The following is a 14,728-nucleotide window of genomic DNA, read 5'->3' as shown; positions in this document are numbered from 1 at the left end:
TTACTTAGGCAACAAGCGTGGCATCCATGCCACGCGAATTGTGAGTTATGGTAAACAGATTGCTTAGCTTTTCTGGTCGTCGCTCCCAATGTTCACTTCTGTTTAACACCTTGCCCGGCCTCCGTCGGTCAAAGCGTCGCCTCACTGCAGTCAGCTTAACCGGACAAGCCGGCCTGGCCAATAATCCCCAAGATCGTCATCCCCCAAGATTTCAATTCCTAGGACCGCTGCCTGAGACAGTCGGCATTTGATCTAGCAGGCAAAGAGGTCGTTGAAAAGTACGAACCCCATAAATCCCATCACAAGAAGGAATCCGATGCGGTAGAAAATTTCCTGCGCCGCCGGTGAAACCGGGCTGCCCTTGACCGCTTCGACCGCGTAGAAAACCAGATGCCCGCCATCCAGCGGCGGCAGGGGAAACAGGTTCAAAAGCCCGATCCCGATGGAGAGCATAGCCGTCAATTGTATCAACCAGTCAAAGCCGGCGCTCGCCGCCTTGCTCGCCATATTGGCGATCTTGACCGGCCCACCGAGCTGACACTTGTCCTCACGGCCAAAGGCGAAACGTGTGAAAAACTCACCTGTGCGGCTGATGATGAAGCCCGTTTCCATCACCGCCTGCCCGACTGATTCGAGCGGACCATATTCAATACGGCGGAAATTGCCGACCGCTTCCGTGGTCTCGACACCGATGGCGCCAAGCTTCACCTTGTTGCCGAGCGGATCGGTTCTCTCGACGGTCGCGGGCGTCGCCTTGAGATCAACCATCTTGCCGCCGCGCTCCACCGTGAAGTCGAGCGTATCGCCTGCACGGCCCGAAACGATGCGCTGTACATCGGCAAAAGTGGTGATCTTCTCGCCCTCAACGCTGATAAAGCGATCACCGGGTTCAAAACCGGCAGCAGCAGCAGGGCTGTTCGGCTGAACGCCTGCAATCAGGGGATCGGCGATCTGCCGCCCATAAAGCGCAAAGAAGACGCTGAAAATCACGATGGTCAGGATGATATTGAAAGCAGGACCGGCAAAAACCGTTGCCGCACGTTTCCAGACCGGCTGAGTATGGAACGCGCGCTTGCGATCCTCCTCGCTCAGCGCATTGTTATCCACACCGACGGGCGAACTGGTTTCGCTTTCATCGCCGATGAACTTCACATAGCCGCCAAGCGGGATTGCAGAGAGCTTCCAGCGGGTGCCACGGCGGTCGGTGAAGCCGAGAAGTTCGGGGCCGAAGCCAATTGAAAAGGCCTGCGCACCGATGCCGCACCATCGCGCCACCAGATAATGCCCCATCTCATGCACGAATACGACGATTGTGAGAACGAAAAGGAACGGTACGATTGTCCCGACAAGCAGGCTTTCACCGCCGAAGAAAAAGGCCAGAGCCTCCTGCAAATGACTACTCCTTACAAATCACCCAGTGATCGACAGCGGCCACAGCACGGCATCGACCCTCGTACTCTACGAATCGTCTGCCGCTTAGAAACTGAAAAAGATAGCAGATGGCACATCCGGCTCCGCAATCACGGCACCAAAGAGGTATAGAAGTGCAGCGGCGGCGACAAGCCCATCCACACGGTCCAGCACGCCACCATGCCCCGGCAGAAGACGGCCAGAATCCTTGGCGCCGAACTGGCGCTTTACCCAGGATTCCGCCAGATCGCCGATCTGCGAAACGATAGAGAGCAGAAGCGCCAGCAACGGCACGATCAGGCTACCCGGTGTCGCCACCAGCGAAGCGACCAGAATGCCGCCAGCGACCGCCGCCGCAGCACCGCCAATAGCGCCAGACCATGTCTTGTTGGGCGAAAAACGCGGCGCAAGCTTTGGCCCGCCCAAAGCGCGACCATTGAAATAGGCTGCGATGTCAGTGGACCAGACGACGGCGAACAGGAAAACGATGGCCGTAAAGCCGAAGGGCTCGTCACCGCGCAGGAGCGAAAGCGATATCGCCGAGAACCCGGCATAGAAAAGTCCGGCGGCAGGCCAGCCACGCCCAGTTTTCCACTGCGTGGCGAGAAGAATCAGCGTCCCCAGCAAAAGCGTGCCGATGGTCAGCAACGCGCTGCGGTCCAGAATAAGAAGAATGGCTGTCAGGACCAGCCAGACCCAGCCGAAAACCTGCGAAAACGATGTTTGACGCGGGGCGCTCAGGGCCGTCCATTCGTAGAACATCGCCAGACCGATAGCGATTGCGAAAAGCGTGAAACCCAACCCGCCTACCCAGGTCAGCCACAAGGCCACTGCGCCGAGCACGATGGCGGTGAGAATACGGGTTTGCAGATTGGACATTGACACCTTTCGGCTTGCACTGCGTCAGAGCATGCGATGCGATGGAACAGCGCAATGGCGAAGCACGGCTGTGAAACGATCTGTCATGACGCGCCTATTGCCCCATTGCCCGGCTGCCCTCTTCGCATTCGACGAGACCGTCTTCAAGGCTGCTCCGCGCCTCCACACCACCAAAGCGGCGCTCACGCTGACGGAACACTTCATAGGCAGCATCGAGATCGGCCGGACGGAAATCCGGCCAGTGACCGGGCAGAAACAGAAATTCCGCATAAGCGGCCTGCCAAAGCAGAAAATTCGACAGACGCATCTCGCCACTGGTGCGTATGATGAGGTCCGGGTCGGGTATAGAAGCTGTATCGAGATTTGCCGAGAGCAGCTCGGCAGAAATCGACGATGGGTCGAGACGCCCGGCGGCGACATCGCGCGCCAGGCTCTTGACTGCACGGACGATCTCGTCGCGTGAACCGTAATTGAAGGCAATCACCAGATTGAGGCCGGTATTGCGGCGGGTCAGCGCTTCTGCTTCGGTGAGCAACCCACGAATATCGTCGGTCAGCCCTTCCCGCTCGCCGATGATGCTGACTTTCACATTGTTACGATGAAGATCGGCAAGATCGCGACGGATAAACAGTTTGAGCAGACCGAGCAGGTCATTGACCTCACCGCTCGGTCGCGACCAGTTTTCGGAAGAAAACGCAAAAAGCGTGAGAAAGCCAAGACCGCGATCACCCGCCGCCCGCACCGTTTCGCGCAGCGCTTCCACGCCAGCACGATGCCCGGCGCTACGCGGCAAGCCGCGCGCCTTCGCCCAACGGCCATTGCCATCCATAATAATGGCGATGTGGCGCGGATCGGACATTCCTGGCTCTCCTTTTACGAACGTCATACAGGTCCTAGACCTGCATGATTTCGCCTTCCTTGACAGCAACGACCTTGTCCATCTCGGCGATGGTGTCGTCGGTCAGCTTCTGCACCTTTTCGGACAGAACGCGGCTGTCATCCTGACTGATGTCGCCGTCCTTCTCCAGCTTTTTCAGCGTATCCATACCGTCGCGACGCACATGGCGAGCGGCAATACGGCCCTGCTCCGCATATTGATGCGCAATCTTGACCAGTTCCTTGCGGCGCTGTTCGTTCAGTTCCGGCAGCGGAATACGCAGTGTCATGCCGTCGGTGATTGGGTTGAGGCCCAGACCGGAATCACGGATAGCGCGCTCGACGGCCCCCACCATGCTCTTGTCCCAGACGGAAACAGAAAGCATGCGCGATTCTGGAACCGTGATATTGGCGACCTGATTGATCGGCATCGTCGCGCCATAGGCTTCGATGGTGATTGGCTCAAGCAGGCTGGCGGAAGCGCGACCGGTACGAAGACCGTTCAGATCGTGCTTCAAAGAATTGACTGCGCCTTCCATGCGGCGTTTCAGGTCGTTGATGTCAAAAGCATCACTCATGCATATTCTCCTTCGATACGCAGCAAGACATGAGAACGATCAGTGTCGATCAATTATCGGAAACGATCGTGCAACGTCCCTTGCCTTGCAGAATTTCGGCCAAGCCGCCGTTTTCATGGATGGAATAGACTATTATCGGAATGTTGTTCTCGCGCGCAAGGGCAACAGCTGCCGTATCCATGACAGCCAGTCCGCGATCGAGAACTTCCTTGTGGGTGAGCGTGTCGAACCGGGTCGCGGTCGGGTCTTTCTTCGGATCAGCCGAATAGATGCCGTCCACCTGCGTGCCCTTCAACAGCGCATCCGCGCCGATTTCTGCGGCGCGCAACGCTGCCGCTGAATCGGTCGTGAAGAACGGATTGCCCGTACCGCCTGCAAAAATCACTACTTTGCCCTCGTCCATATAGGCCGTCGCCTGACGCTGCGAGAAACTCTCGCAGATTTCCGGCATTGCTATTGCGGAGAGAACAACGGCGTCAACGCCGATCTTGTGCAGCGAGGTGCGCAGCGCCAGCGAATTGATCACCGTCGCCAGCATACCCATATGGTCACCGGTCACGCGGTCGCCGCCCTTGGACGCCACCGCGACACCACGGAAAATATTGCCGCCGCCGATCACCACGCCGACTTCGACGCCGAGCACCCGGGCCTGTTTGATATCGTTGGCGATACGATCTGCAACGGAGACATCGATGCCGAAACCCTGACTGCCCATCAATGCCTCGCCCGAGGCTTTCAAAAGGACGCGCTTATAGGCGGGCTTGCCGGACATGGAATGCTCTCCACTGATCGTAATAAAGTGATTGTGTTGCGTTCCGATACACGAAGGGCACCGCGTTGTCACGCGATGCCCTTCATAATCAAAAGCCTTTTCAGGCTAAAGCATGTTCTGAAAGCGCAAATACGCTGTCAGAGGAAGACCAGAGCCAATTAGCCCTTGGCTGCGGCAGCGACTTCAGCAGCGAAATCGCTTTCTTCCTTTTCGATGCCTTCACCAAGTGCGATACGGGCAAAGCCGGTGATCTTGGCCGGAGCGCCGATGGCCTTTTCAGCTTCCTTGAGGGCAGCTGCAACCGTCAGGTCAGGATTGATGACGAAAGCCTGCGAAAGAAGAACAACTTCTTCGTAGAACTTGCGCATACGGCCTTCGATCATCTTTTCGATGATGTTGTCCGGCTTGCCGGATTCGCGAGCCTGCTCAATGAAGATCGCCTTTTCGCGCTCGGCAGCAGCCGGGTCGAGTTCTTCAGCGGTCAGAGCGAGCGGGTTGATAGCGGCAACGTGCATGGCGACCTGACGGCCGAATGCGTTTGCAGCTTCTGCGTCACCTGCGGTTTCGATAGCAACCAGAACGCCGAGCTTGCCGAGACCGTCAGCAACGCCGTTGTGGATGTAGGTTGCAACTGCACCCTGCGGAACGGACAGAGCAGCCGAACGACGGAAACCAATGTTTTCGCCAATGGTTGCAACTGCGTCCTTCGCAGTTTCGGTAACGGTCTTGCCGTCGATGTTGGCGTTGGCCACAGCTTCAGCCGAACCGTCGGTGGTCAGGGCAGCCTGAGCGATCTTGCGGACCAGATCCTGGAAAGCGTCGTTGCGGGCAACGAAGTCGGTTTCGGAGTTGACTTCAACGACAACAGCCTTGTTGCCGGAAGATACAACGCCAACCAGACCTTCAGCAGCCGTGCGGCCAGCCTTCTTGTCAGCCTTTGCAATGCCCTTGGCGCGCAGCCAATCGACAGCAGCTTCGATGTCGCCGTTGGTTTCTGCAAGAGCAGCCTTGCAGTCCATCATGCCAGCGCCGGTCAGTTCGCGGAGTTCTTTAACCTGAGATGCGGAAATGCTCATTGTGTCGCCTTTCACGAAAGCGAAGGCACACCGAATGGGTGTGCCAACTTTGAACCGGCGCCATTTTGACGAAGCGTGAATTTGCCCGAAAACCGTCAAACGTGCTTCGGAATCACGCGTCCGCGCCGGAATGAAACGAGATTATCCATCCGCCTCTATCAGAGATATGACGGATGGATGAAATCAAACGCTGATTAAGCGCCTTCAGCCGGAGCTTCGAGAGCTGGCTCAACCGGAGCTTCAGCCTGCGCACCGATGTCGATGCCCATTGCGCCCTGCTGGCGAGCAATACCGTCGAGAGCAGCGCGTGCAACCAGATCGCAATAGAGCGAGATAGCGCGTGCAGCGTCGTCGTTGCCCGGGATCGGGTAGTCGATCTGGTCCGGATCGCAGTTCGAATCGATCACGGCAACAACCGGAATGCCAAGACGCTTGGCTTCCTGGATAGCAATTGCTTCCTTGTTGGTGTCGATGATGAAGATCAGGTCAGGAACCGAACCCATGTCCTTGATACCGCCGAGTGCGCGGTCAAGCTTTTCACGCTCACGCTGAAGGTTCAGAAGTTCCTTCTTGGTGAAGCCCTGGCCTTCGCCAGCCAGAAGTTCGTCGAGCTTGCGCAGACGCTGGATCGAGTTGGAGATCGTCTTCCAGTTGGTCATCATGCCGCCGAGCCAGCGGGCGTTGACGTAGTACTGAGCCGAACGGTTTGCTGCATCGGCAATGATGTCCGAAGCCTGACGCTTCGTGCCGACGAACAGAACGCGACCGCCGCGAGCAACGGTGTCCGAAACGATCTTCAGCGCGTTGTGCAGCAGAGGAACGGTCTGGGACAGGTCCATGATGTGGATGTTGTTACGAGCGCCATAGATGAAAGGCGCCATCTTCGGGTTCCAGCGGTGGGTCTGGTGGCCGAAGTGAACACCAGCTTCCAGAAGCTGGCGCATGCTGAAATCAGGCAATGCCATCTTTATTTTCCTTTTCCGGTTTAACCTCCACGGGCTGAGGCGATTGCTCGCCACCGGAGGTTCTTGCCGGATTTCTCCCGGCAAAAGCCCAATCCCGTGTGTGGAATAGGCGCGCTGTTAACCGATCACGCCATGAATTGCAAGTCATCCAGCCAATATAACGCCAAACGGCGTATCTGGGCATCCTCAATTGCAGGATTTGGCCTTTTCCTTGGCCGCATCGAATACGTCCAGCTTCACGAGCTTGCCACGCATGGCGAAGTCGCCATAGTCCATAGTAAGGTCTCGGGTGATACCATTGCGGTAAAGTTTGAAGTTGATGCGATAGATCGGCAGCCCGTCCTGCTTTTCCTTGTCATCGAAATAAGCAATCGTTACCGGCCAGACCGGGTCTTTGGAAAAAGGGCCCATGAACTTGGTTTCATCATCCGACGGGGTCTGCCCCTTGCCGACAACGACTGTGGTGGCGACCACGCGGTCGGCGTCTTCCGACGCATCGAACAGCGATGTCTGATAGAACTTCTGACCCGCTTCCGCCTTGCCGATCAGCTCTTCCATATGCTGGGTCGGAAATTGCGTCCCGCGCAGATCAATCTTGTTTTCCTTCGGCTTCGACAGTTCCACCACCGTCTTGCCACCTTCAAGTTTGGCATCGCCGCGCACTTCCTTGACAAGTTCCTTGTCGACAAAGGTCTTGTTGACGAAGCGGAAGCTCTTGCCGTCGCTGCCTTCGAAGGTCGTCGTCTGCTGATCGGTGACGCGCTGCGGCTGCTCTTCCATGTCGATTCGGGTCACGAACCGGAAGTTCGTCGTATAGCCTTCGCAGGCCGAACCGTTGAACTCATAGACCATGCGCCCGGTCAGACCGCTGATGCCTGACTTTTCATCGGCGCGGTCCAGCGTCAAATCGTAAACGGCGCGATGCGGCACCAGCGTTACCGTCGAAGCCGCTTGGGCCACGCTCGCAAGTCCTGCCCACACACAGGCGGCGGTTCCACTTGCAGCAACAACCACTTTAAAACCCGGCTTCAAAAAACGCATACATGAATCTCCCGATGAGTTGACAAGCATGATAAAAAAACTCGTGGCGGAAGCGAGGCAAAAAACGCACCCTTCCCAAAAGCTTCACCGATTCTGCCTATAGGGTGACGGAGAAGTCCCTTTGCAAGCAAGGATTAATGCAATGACCGACACGATCGAAAGCCGCTTGAAAAACCTGGGTATATCCCTGCCCGTAGCCGCGGCACCGGCTGCAAACTATGTCCCCTTTGCTGAAACAGGCTCGCTTTTGCTCACTTCGGGCCAGCTGCCGCTGGAAAATGGCAAACTTGTGCACACTGGCCAGGTTGGCGACAAATTGACGGTTGCCCATGGCCAGGTTGCGGCGCGCGCCTGCGCCGTGAACATTCTGGCACAGGCCAAGGCTGCGCTCGGCGATCTGGAAAAAATCAAGCGCATCGTGAAGATCACCGTTTTTGTGTCCTCGACCGCTGATTTCGTTGAACAGCATCTCGTTGCCAATGGCGCGTCCGATCTGCTCGTCGCCGTTTTGGGCGATGCTGGCAAACATGCGCGTTCCGCCGTCGGCGTCGCCAGCCTGCCGCTCAACGCGCCGGTTGAAGTCGAAGCGATTATCGAGGTTGCATAATGTCCTCCATCGACTGGCTCGCAAAGCGCCCGGTGGCGCATCGCGGATTGCACGATCTGAACAAAACCCGCTGGGAAAACACGCTCGCCGCCTTTGAAGCTGCCGCCAAGGCGGGCTTTGCTATCGAGTGCGACGTGCATCTGACGAAAGACGGCGGCGTGGTCGTTTTCCACGATGACGACCTGCAACGTCTTGCCGGGCGCGAGGGTCGCATCAGCGACCTCACGCTCTCCGAAGCGACCGCGCTTCATGTTGGCGGCACCGCCGAGCGCGTCCCGACGCTACGCCAGATGCTCGATCTGGTCGATGGTCGTGTTCCTCTAGTGATCGAACTCAAGGGCATCGAAGGTCGCGATGACGGGCTGGTCGCAGCCGTTGCCCGCGAGCTTGGCGAATATAAGGGCGAAGCGGCCATCATGTCGTTCGATCATCACCTGATCCGCCGCTTTGCAAGCGACGCGCCTGGCATTCCGGGCGGGCTGACGGCAGAAGGCACCCGCACGCAGGATTTCGAAGCGCATTTTTCCATGCTCGCGCATGGCATTTCCTTCGTATCCTATAATGTGCATCATCTGCCGAACCCGTTCGTCACCTTCGTGCGGGAAAAGCTGCATATGCCGGTCATCAGCTGGACAGTGCGCGACCGGGAAATGCAGAAGCACAGCGAACTCAATGTCGAACAGATCACGTTCGAAGGGTTCGACCCTCGCTCACTGGTCGCCTGAGAGCAAAGGATTTGCGGTGAACGACGAAGATCCGCACAGTGAAGAAAGCTTCGTTCTTCGCATCGTTGAAAATATCAACGAGTTTACGGAAGACGAGTGGAGCAGTCTTGCCGGGGCCTCCCGGCAGGACGCGAACTATAATCCTTTCACGACCCGCGCTTTCCTGTCCGCGCTGGAGGAATCGGGTTCCGTTTCCCGAAAAGCAGGTTGGCTGCCGCGCCATCTGCGTCTTGAAAACAATCGTGGCGAATTGCTCGGCGCTGTACCGAATTATCTGAAAGGGCACAGCCAGGGCGAATATGTGTTCGACCACGGTTGGGCCGATGCTTTCGAGCGGGCTGGCGGGCGTTACTACCCGAAATTTCAGGCGGCTATTCCCTTTACGCCCGCAACCGGGCCGCGCCTTCTCAACCATATTGCCTATGATGGCGAAGCCGTGCGGCTGGCACTGGCAGGCGGTTTGCGCGAGCTGACCGATCAGGCAGGCGTATCCTCGGCGCATGTGACATTTGCCCTGCCCGACGAGATTAAAGCGCTGGAACGCGCGGGCTTTCTGCACCGGACGGACCAGCAGTTTCATTTTATAAACAACGGCTTTTCCAATTATGATGACTTTCTGAGTGAACTTGTTTCGCGCAAGCGCAAGGCGCTCAAAAAGGAACGCCGCGAAGCGCTGTCCGATGGCATTGAAATCGTCTGGCTGACCGGCAGCGACCTGACGGAAGCTGTCTGGGACGATTTCTTTGCTTTCTATATGGATACGGGCAGCCGCAAATGGGGCCGCCCCTATCTCAATCGAGAATTCTATTCGCTGATCGGCCAGACCATGGCCGAGGATATTCTGCTGGTCATGGCAAAACGCGCCGGACGCTATATTGCCGGTGCCATCAATTTCATCGGTGGGGACAGGCTGTTCGGCAGACACTGGGGTTGCATCGAGGACCACCCCTATCTGCATTTCGAGGTCTGCTACCATCAGGCCATCGACTTCGCCATCGAGCGCAAGCTGCGCGTGGTGGAGGCAGGCGCGCAGGGCGAACATAAGCTTGCACGCGGTTATGTGCCAGTAACGACCCATTCCGCGCATTACATCGTCAATGAAAGTTTCCGAAATGCGGTGAGCGACTATCTCGTTCAGGAACGGCACGAGGTCGAGCAAATTCATGAGGCACTGGAGGAACACACACCCTACCGCCACGAAGCTGCCCCCACGAAGCTTGCCTAACGCCTCTCTATGCGGTCAAATTTGGCAAAGTCCAGCATTGGAGAGAATCGCATGTCTGCCACCTATGACGACAACAACATCTTCGCGAAAATCCTGCGGGGTGAAATTCCGTCCACCCGCGTCTACGAAACCGACGATGTCGTCGCCTTCATGGATGTCATGCCGCAGGGCACCGGCCACACGCTGGTTGTGCCGAAGGCGCCGTCGCGCAATCTGCTCGACGCCAAGCCGGAAACGCTGGCCGTCGTCATTGCAGCCGTGCAGAAAATCGCGCAGGCCGTGAAGAAGGCTTTCAATGCCGATGGCGTCACCGTGATGCAGTTCAACGAACCGGCTTCCGGCCAGACCGTCTATCATCTGCATTTCCACGTCATTCCGCGTTTTGAAGGCGTCGCTCTCAAGCCGCATACTGGCCAGATGGAAGACGCAGCCGTTCTTTCAGCAAATGCTGAAAAAATCCGCGCAGCGCTCTGATAAGACTCACTCTTAGAGCGTCAACAGACCGGCAATCAGCAGGATTTCCGCAACCGCGATACCGACAAGCAAACGCTTGCCAGCCATCAGATAGGCGGCAAATCCTGCACCGGCGGCTCCGACCCGAAGCCATATCGGCGAATCGGCAAGTGCGCCGTTCGGATAAAGAATAAGCTGTGCAATCACGCCCGCGACCAGCGCGGTTGCCACACAGCGCACCAGCACGAGAAACTCAGGATCCTCGCGCACTCGCCCGCCGACGATCACGCCCATGACGCGAAAAATATAGGTCGGCAGCGATCCCGCCAGAATGATGAAGACGAACGGCCCCCACTGGCTGTCAAAACTGTCCCAGTTCATAGCGCCTTCTCCTTCGTCATGCTGCGCTTTCTGTGGAATCCAAAGGCGATCAGGCCACCCACAATGCCCGTGCAGAGCAGGTCATATCCCGGCATGAACTGGTGAAAGAGCGGAAACAGCAGCAAACCGGACGCCATCGCGACCTGCCCTGCCCGTTCGCGGGCCGAGCGCCAGAGCGAGGTCAAAAAATACATTGGCGTCAGCAGGAAAAGGGCTGCAAACACAACCGGCGGAAAGGACGACGACAGCATATAGACAATCGCCACCACCAGCGCATTGGTTCCAACCAAAACCGAGCCGATCCCGGCAAAATAGCTGGTGCGCATGTCACGCGGAATATTGCGCAACTCCTCCATCGCCATGACCCAGGCCGTCACCGCCACGAAATGGCAGAGCACCGCTAGCGTCAGCTTACGCGTTTTTGGCCCTTTGAGTTCCGGCAGAAGCGCCACTACCATCGGCATGAGGCGCACCGAGGACAGTCCGACAGCGAGCGCAGCGGCAGGCAGTGTTGCGCCTGCACTGACGGCACCGATCAGCACGACCTTGGCGGGCAGTGCCCAGATGGTCAGCGTCATGAACACCGCCTGCCCGACCGAAATGCCGCTTTCAATCGCAAGCCCGGCAAAGCCGACAAACGAACTCATCAGCAAGATGGCCGGAATGCTGAAAATGCGGCTGCAACCACGCAGAAACCAGCGAAAATGCTGGCCGCTATGCGCTGGCGCAATGTCCTGATGTGGAGGCTTATCTGGAAGATGAGTCGCTGGCATGAAGCCACGTTAGAATAGAATTGACCGAGGATCGATAAGTTTAAACTTCAAACGAAAACGGCCCCTCCGAAGAGGGGCCGTCTGTTCATGCATTTATTTCTTGCGCGGCACTTTCGGCACCGACGATTTGGCGCTTGAAGCTTTCGGCGCCGCTTTTGCAGCTGGCTTCGGAGCTGGTTCGTCCTTGCCGGCCAGAACCTTTTCCTTTTCAGCCTTCTTCGGCGCGGCCTTCCGGCGCGGAGAAATCTTCTTCTCGGCCGGAATATCCTTCTTCGGCTTCACCGGCTGCTCGGCGACGGATTCCAGCGACAGATCGGTCTTGCCGTCTGCCTTGGTGATCACATCGACGCGTACCGTACCGCCATGCTTGAGCTTTCCGAACAGCACTTCATCGGCCAGCGGCTTCTTGATGTGTTCCTGAATGACACGTCCGAGCGGACGCGCGCCCATGCGCTCATCATAGCCCTTGTCGGCCAGCCATGCGATTGCGCCTTCGGTCAGTTCAAAGGTTACACCGCGTTCGGCAAGCTGGGCTTCGAGTTGAAGAACGAACTTCTGCACAACCTGATGAATAACCGGAACCGGCAGCGGACCGAACGGAATGATCGCATCGAGACGGTTGCGGAACTCCGGCGTGAATAGCCGGTTGATCGCTTCCATATCGTCGCCTTCACGCCGCGTGGAACCAAAGCCGATTGCCGCTCTGGCCATATCCGACGCACCGGCATTGGTGGTCATGATCAGGATCACATTGCGGAAATCGATCTTCTTGCCGTTATGGTCGGTCAGCGAGCCATGATCCATGACCTGCAACAAAATATTGTAAAGGTCCGGATGGGCCTTCTCGATTTCGTCGAGCAGCAGCACGCAATGCGGATGCTGGTCCACGCCATCGGTCAAAAGACCGCCCTGATCGAAGCCGACATAGCCGGGAGGCGCGCCGATAAGCCGCGAAACCGTATGGCGCTCCATATATTCCGACATGTCGAAACGCAGGAGTTCCACACCAAGCGAAGCGGCAAGCTGCTTGGCAACTTCCGTCTTACCGACACCCGTTGGGCCGGAGAACAGATAGGAGCCGATTGGCTTGTCCGGTTCACGCAGACCCGCACGAGCCAGCTTGATCGAGGCCGACAGCGCTTCGATAGCCAGATCCTGGCCATAGACAACGCGCTTCAGTTCCGCATCGAGATGCGACAGAACCTGTTCGTCATCCTTGGAAACAGACTTCGGCGGGATACGGGCCATCGTCGCGATAGTCGCTTCGATTTCCTTCACGCCGATGGTCTTCTTGCGCTTGTTTTCCGGCAGCAGCATCTGGCTGGCGCCCGTTTCGTCGATCACGTCGATGGCCTTGTCGGGCAGCTTGCGGTCCGAAATATAGCGCGCTGACAGTTCCACCGCCGACTTGATGGCGTCGACCGTGTATTTGACCTTATGGAAATCCTCGAAGTAAGGCTTCAGCCCCTTCATGATTTCAATCGCATCCGGGATCGACGGCTCATTGACGTCGATCTTCTGGAAACGACGCACAAGCGCGCGGTCTTTTTCGAAGAACTGACGATATTCCTTATAGGTCGTCGATCCGATGCAACGGATTGCGCCGGACGACAGTGCTGGCTTGAGCAGGTTCGATGCATCCATCGCGCCGCCCGAAGTCGCACCGGCACCGATGACCGTGTGAATTTCGTCGATGAACAGAACCGCACCCGGAAACTCTTCGAGTTCCTTCACGACCTGCTTCAGACGTTCTTCGAAGTCACCGCGATAGCGTGTTCCGGCCAAAAGTGTGCCCATGTCGAGCGAGAAGATCGTCGCGTCGGCAAGTGCTTCAGGAACCTGTCCTTCCACGATGCGTTTCGCGAGCCCCTCGGCAATGGCCGTCTTGCCGACACCGGGATCGCCCACATAAAGCGGGTTGTTCTTGGAGCGACGGCACAGAACCTGAATCGTCCGGCTGATTTCGCTGTCGCGACCGATCAGTGGATCGATACGACCGGCTTTGGCTTTGTCATTGAGGTTGACGCAGTAAGCAGACAGGGCGTCCTGCTTCTTCTTCGGTCCCTCCTCCTGCTCCCCACCGGGGCGCTGCTCCTCGCTCGGGCTCTCGGCACCGCGCGGCGAACGGGTTTCGCCGCTTTGAGGACGCTTGGAAATGCCGTGTGAAATATAGTTCACGGCATCGTAACGGGTCATCTGCTGTTCCTGAAGGAAATAGGCAGCATGGCTTTCCCGTTCCGCGAAGATGGCGACGAGCACATTGGCGCCCGTAACTTCCTCGCGATTCGAAGATTGAACGTGAATGACAGCGCGCTGGATCACACGTTGGAAGGCGGCCGTCGGTTTGGAATCCTCGTCATAGCCGGTGACGAGATTGTCCAGTTCGCGGTCGATATAATCGGTAACGACGCGCTTGAGGTGCTCCAGATCGACGTTGCAGGCGCGCATCACTGCGCCGGCATCCTGATCGTCGATCAGGGCAAGCAAAAGATGTTCGAGCGTAGCATATTCGTGATGCCGCTCGTTTGCGATGGTCAGGGCTTGATGCAGTGCCCTTTCAAGGCTGGGAGAGAACGATGGCATAAGACCTCACTTTTTCTCCATCACGCATTGCAGCGGATGCTGATTCTGGCGGGCAAAATCCATGACCTGGCTCACTTTGGTCTCGGCGACTTCGTATGTAAATACTCCGCATTCACCGACACCGTGATTGTGAACATGCAGCATGATGCGCGTGGCATCATCAAGGCTTTTTTGGAAAAAACGCTGCAGGACATGTACGACGAACTCCATGGGGGTGTAGTCGTCGTTTAGTAGCAGGACACGGTAGAGGCTGGGCTTCTTGGTTTTGGGCTGCGTGCGTGTGACCACAACGGTGCCGTTTTCCGGCCCGTTCCCGCCATCGGTCTTGCTTTGCATGACTGTATTGAAATGCCTCATGAAACCTGTACCCAAATGCCCATCTGC

The 14,728-nt window shown here is 57.3% G+C and carries 16 protein-coding genes; 4 read left to right on the top strand and 12 right to left on the bottom strand.

Annotated elements, in window-relative coordinates:
• Positions 1 to 252: 252 nt before the first annotated feature.
• The 8 genes from rseP to eipB form a co-directional block, all read right to left on the bottom strand.
• Positions 253 to 1,392 (bottom strand): RIP metalloprotease RseP, encoded by a 1,140-nt coding sequence (gene rseP / locus QLQ11_RS02485; RefSeq protein ID WP_283735886.1) that lies wholly within the window; start codon positions 1,390 to 1,392, stop codon positions 253 to 255.
• An 84-nt stretch (positions 1,393 to 1,476) separates the two neighbouring features.
• Positions 1,477 to 2,289, bottom strand: a complete 813-nt coding sequence (locus QLQ11_RS02480) for a phosphatidate cytidylyltransferase (protein WP_283735887.1) — start codon at positions 2,287 to 2,289, stop codon at positions 1,477 to 1,479.
• A 94-nt stretch (positions 2,290 to 2,383) separates the two neighbouring features.
• Positions 2,384 to 3,148 (bottom strand): isoprenyl transferase, encoded by a 765-nt coding sequence (locus QLQ11_RS02475; protein WP_283735888.1) that lies wholly within the window; start codon positions 3,146 to 3,148, stop codon positions 2,384 to 2,386.
• A gap of 34 nt (positions 3,149 to 3,182) precedes the next feature.
• On the bottom strand, positions 3,183 to 3,743 hold the full coding sequence (gene frr / locus QLQ11_RS02470) for a ribosome recycling factor (protein WP_078340836.1): 561 nt from the start codon (positions 3,741 to 3,743) through the stop codon (positions 3,183 to 3,185).
• A 49-nt stretch (positions 3,744 to 3,792) separates the two neighbouring features.
• Entirely contained in the window at positions 3,793 to 4,515 is a 723-nt protein-coding gene (gene pyrH, locus QLQ11_RS02465; protein ID WP_283735889.1) for a UMP kinase, read from the bottom strand.
• 158 nt (positions 4,516 to 4,673) lie between these two features.
• On the bottom strand, positions 4,674 to 5,591 hold the full coding sequence (gene tsf, locus QLQ11_RS02460; RefSeq protein WP_283735890.1) for a translation elongation factor Ts: 918 nt from the start codon (positions 5,589 to 5,591) through the stop codon (positions 4,674 to 4,676).
• A gap of 194 nt (positions 5,592 to 5,785) precedes the next feature.
• Positions 5,786 to 6,556, bottom strand: coding sequence for a 30S ribosomal protein S2 (rpsB, locus tag QLQ11_RS02455; protein WP_109369172.1), 771 nt, complete (start codon positions 6,554 to 6,556; stop codon positions 5,786 to 5,788).
• Between the two features lie 186 nt (positions 6,557 to 6,742).
• The gene (eipB, locus tag QLQ11_RS02450) at positions 6,743 to 7,597 is read right to left on the bottom strand and encodes a cell envelope integrity protein EipB (protein ID WP_109369173.1); all 855 of its coding nucleotides are present in this window, start codon (positions 7,595 to 7,597) and stop codon (positions 6,743 to 6,745) included.
• Positions 7,598 to 7,739: 142 nt separating this feature from the next.
• On the opposite strand from eipB, the gene QLQ11_RS02445 reads away from it, so the two are divergent.
• From QLQ11_RS02445 to QLQ11_RS02430, 4 genes are read left to right on the top strand one after another with little or no spacing between them, the layout of a single operon-like run.
• Positions 7,740 to 8,204: a RidA family protein gene (locus QLQ11_RS02445; RefSeq protein ID WP_109369174.1), complete on the top strand. Its 465-nt coding sequence runs from the start codon at positions 7,740 to 7,742 to the stop codon at positions 8,202 to 8,204.
• Positions 8,204 to 8,929, top strand: a complete 726-nt coding sequence (locus tag QLQ11_RS02440; RefSeq protein WP_283735892.1) for a glycerophosphodiester phosphodiesterase — start codon at positions 8,204 to 8,206, stop codon at positions 8,927 to 8,929. Before QLQ11_RS02445 ends, QLQ11_RS02440 begins: the two co-directional genes overlap by 1 nt.
• 16 nt (positions 8,930 to 8,945) lie before the next feature.
• The gene (locus QLQ11_RS02435; protein WP_283735893.1) at positions 8,946 to 10,154 is read left to right on the top strand and encodes a GNAT family N-acetyltransferase; all 1,209 of its coding nucleotides are present in this window, start codon (positions 8,946 to 8,948) and stop codon (positions 10,152 to 10,154) included.
• A 51-nt stretch (positions 10,155 to 10,205) separates the two neighbouring features.
• Positions 10,206 to 10,628 (top strand): HIT family protein, encoded by a 423-nt coding sequence (locus QLQ11_RS02430; RefSeq protein WP_371835904.1) that lies wholly within the window; start codon positions 10,206 to 10,208, stop codon positions 10,626 to 10,628.
• A 12-nt stretch (positions 10,629 to 10,640) separates the two neighbouring features.
• Here the strand turns inward: QLQ11_RS02430 and QLQ11_RS02425 are convergent, their stop codons facing one another.
• From QLQ11_RS02425 to clpS, 4 genes are all read right to left on the bottom strand, one after another.
• Entirely contained in the window at positions 10,641 to 10,988 is a 348-nt protein-coding gene (locus tag QLQ11_RS02425; RefSeq protein ID WP_371835903.1) for an AzlD domain-containing protein, read from the bottom strand.
• Complete coding sequence (locus tag QLQ11_RS02420) at positions 10,985 to 11,635, bottom strand: AzlC family ABC transporter permease (RefSeq protein ID WP_349496902.1); 651 nt, start codon at positions 11,633 to 11,635, stop codon at positions 10,985 to 10,987. Before QLQ11_RS02420 ends, QLQ11_RS02425 begins: the two co-directional genes overlap by 4 nt.
• Before the next feature lie 219 nt (positions 11,636 to 11,854).
• The gene (gene clpA / locus QLQ11_RS02415) at positions 11,855 to 14,344 is read right to left on the bottom strand and encodes an ATP-dependent Clp protease ATP-binding subunit ClpA (protein ID WP_371835902.1); all 2,490 of its coding nucleotides are present in this window, start codon (positions 14,342 to 14,344) and stop codon (positions 11,855 to 11,857) included.
• A gap of 6 nt (positions 14,345 to 14,350) precedes the next feature.
• Positions 14,351 to 14,701 carry an ATP-dependent Clp protease adapter ClpS gene (gene clpS, locus QLQ11_RS02410; RefSeq protein WP_109369180.1) on the bottom strand — a complete coding sequence of 117 codons (351 nt, stop codon included), beginning with the start codon at positions 14,699 to 14,701 and terminating at the stop codon, positions 14,351 to 14,353.
• Positions 14,702 to 14,728 lie beyond the last annotated feature (27 nt).

The sequence above is a fragment of the Ochrobactrum sp. SSR genome (assembly GCF_030067775.1).
Classification (GTDB): domain Bacteria; phylum Pseudomonadota; class Alphaproteobacteria; order Rhizobiales; family Rhizobiaceae; genus Brucella; species Brucella teleogrylli.
The sequence above is the reverse complement of the archived record's forward strand: the minus strand, read 5'-3'. Positions and strand labels throughout refer to the sequence as shown.

What these genes read in the sequence shown, in the direction of transcription:
- QLQ11_RS02480 (WP_283735887.1), bottom strand. Translation starts at nt 2,289, where the DNA reads ATGTCCAATCTGCAAACCCGTATTCTCACCGCCATCGTGCTCGGCGCA.
- QLQ11_RS02475 (WP_283735888.1), bottom strand. Translation starts at nt 3,148, where the DNA reads ATGTCCGATCCGCGCCACATCGCCATTATTATGGATGGCAATGGCCGT.
- frr (WP_078340836.1), bottom strand. Translation starts at nt 3,743, where the DNA reads ATGAGTGATGCTTTTGACATCAACGACCTGAAACGCCGCATGGAAGGC.
- pyrH (WP_283735889.1), bottom strand. Translation starts at nt 4,515, where the DNA reads ATGTCCGGCAAGCCCGCCTATAAGCGCGTCCTTTTGAAAGCCTCGGGC.
- tsf (WP_283735890.1), bottom strand. Translation starts at nt 5,591, where the DNA reads ATGAGCATTTCCGCATCTCAGGTTAAAGAACTCCGCGAACTGACCGGC.
- rpsB (WP_109369172.1), bottom strand. Translation starts at nt 6,556, where the DNA reads ATGGCATTGCCTGATTTCAGCATGCGCCAGCTTCTGGAAGCTGGTGTT.
- eipB (WP_109369173.1), bottom strand. Translation starts at nt 7,597, where the DNA reads ATGCGTTTTTTGAAGCCGGGTTTTAAAGTGGTTGTTGCTGCAAGTGGA.
- QLQ11_RS02445 (WP_109369174.1), top strand. Translation starts at nt 7,740, where the DNA reads ATGACCGACACGATCGAAAGCCGCTTGAAAAACCTGGGTATATCCCTG.
- QLQ11_RS02440 (WP_283735892.1), top strand. Translation starts at nt 8,204, where the DNA reads ATGTCCTCCATCGACTGGCTCGCAAAGCGCCCGGTGGCGCATCGCGGA.
- QLQ11_RS02430 (WP_371835904.1), top strand. Translation starts at nt 10,206, where the DNA reads ATGTCTGCCACCTATGACGACAACAACATCTTCGCGAAAATCCTGCGG.
- QLQ11_RS02425 (WP_371835903.1), bottom strand. Translation starts at nt 10,988, where the DNA reads ATGAACTGGGACAGTTTTGACAGCCAGTGGGGGCCGTTCGTCTTCATC.
- QLQ11_RS02420 (WP_349496902.1), bottom strand. Translation starts at nt 11,635, where the DNA reads ATGAGTTCGTTTGTCGGCTTTGCCGGGCTTGCGATTGAAAGCGGCATT.
- clpA (WP_371835902.1), bottom strand. Translation starts at nt 14,344, where the DNA reads ATGCCATCGTTCTCTCCCAGCCTTGAAAGGGCACTGCATCAAGCCCTG.
- clpS (WP_109369180.1), bottom strand. Translation starts at nt 14,701, where the DNA reads ATGAGGCATTTCAATACAGTCATGCAAAGCAAGACCGATGGCGGGAAC.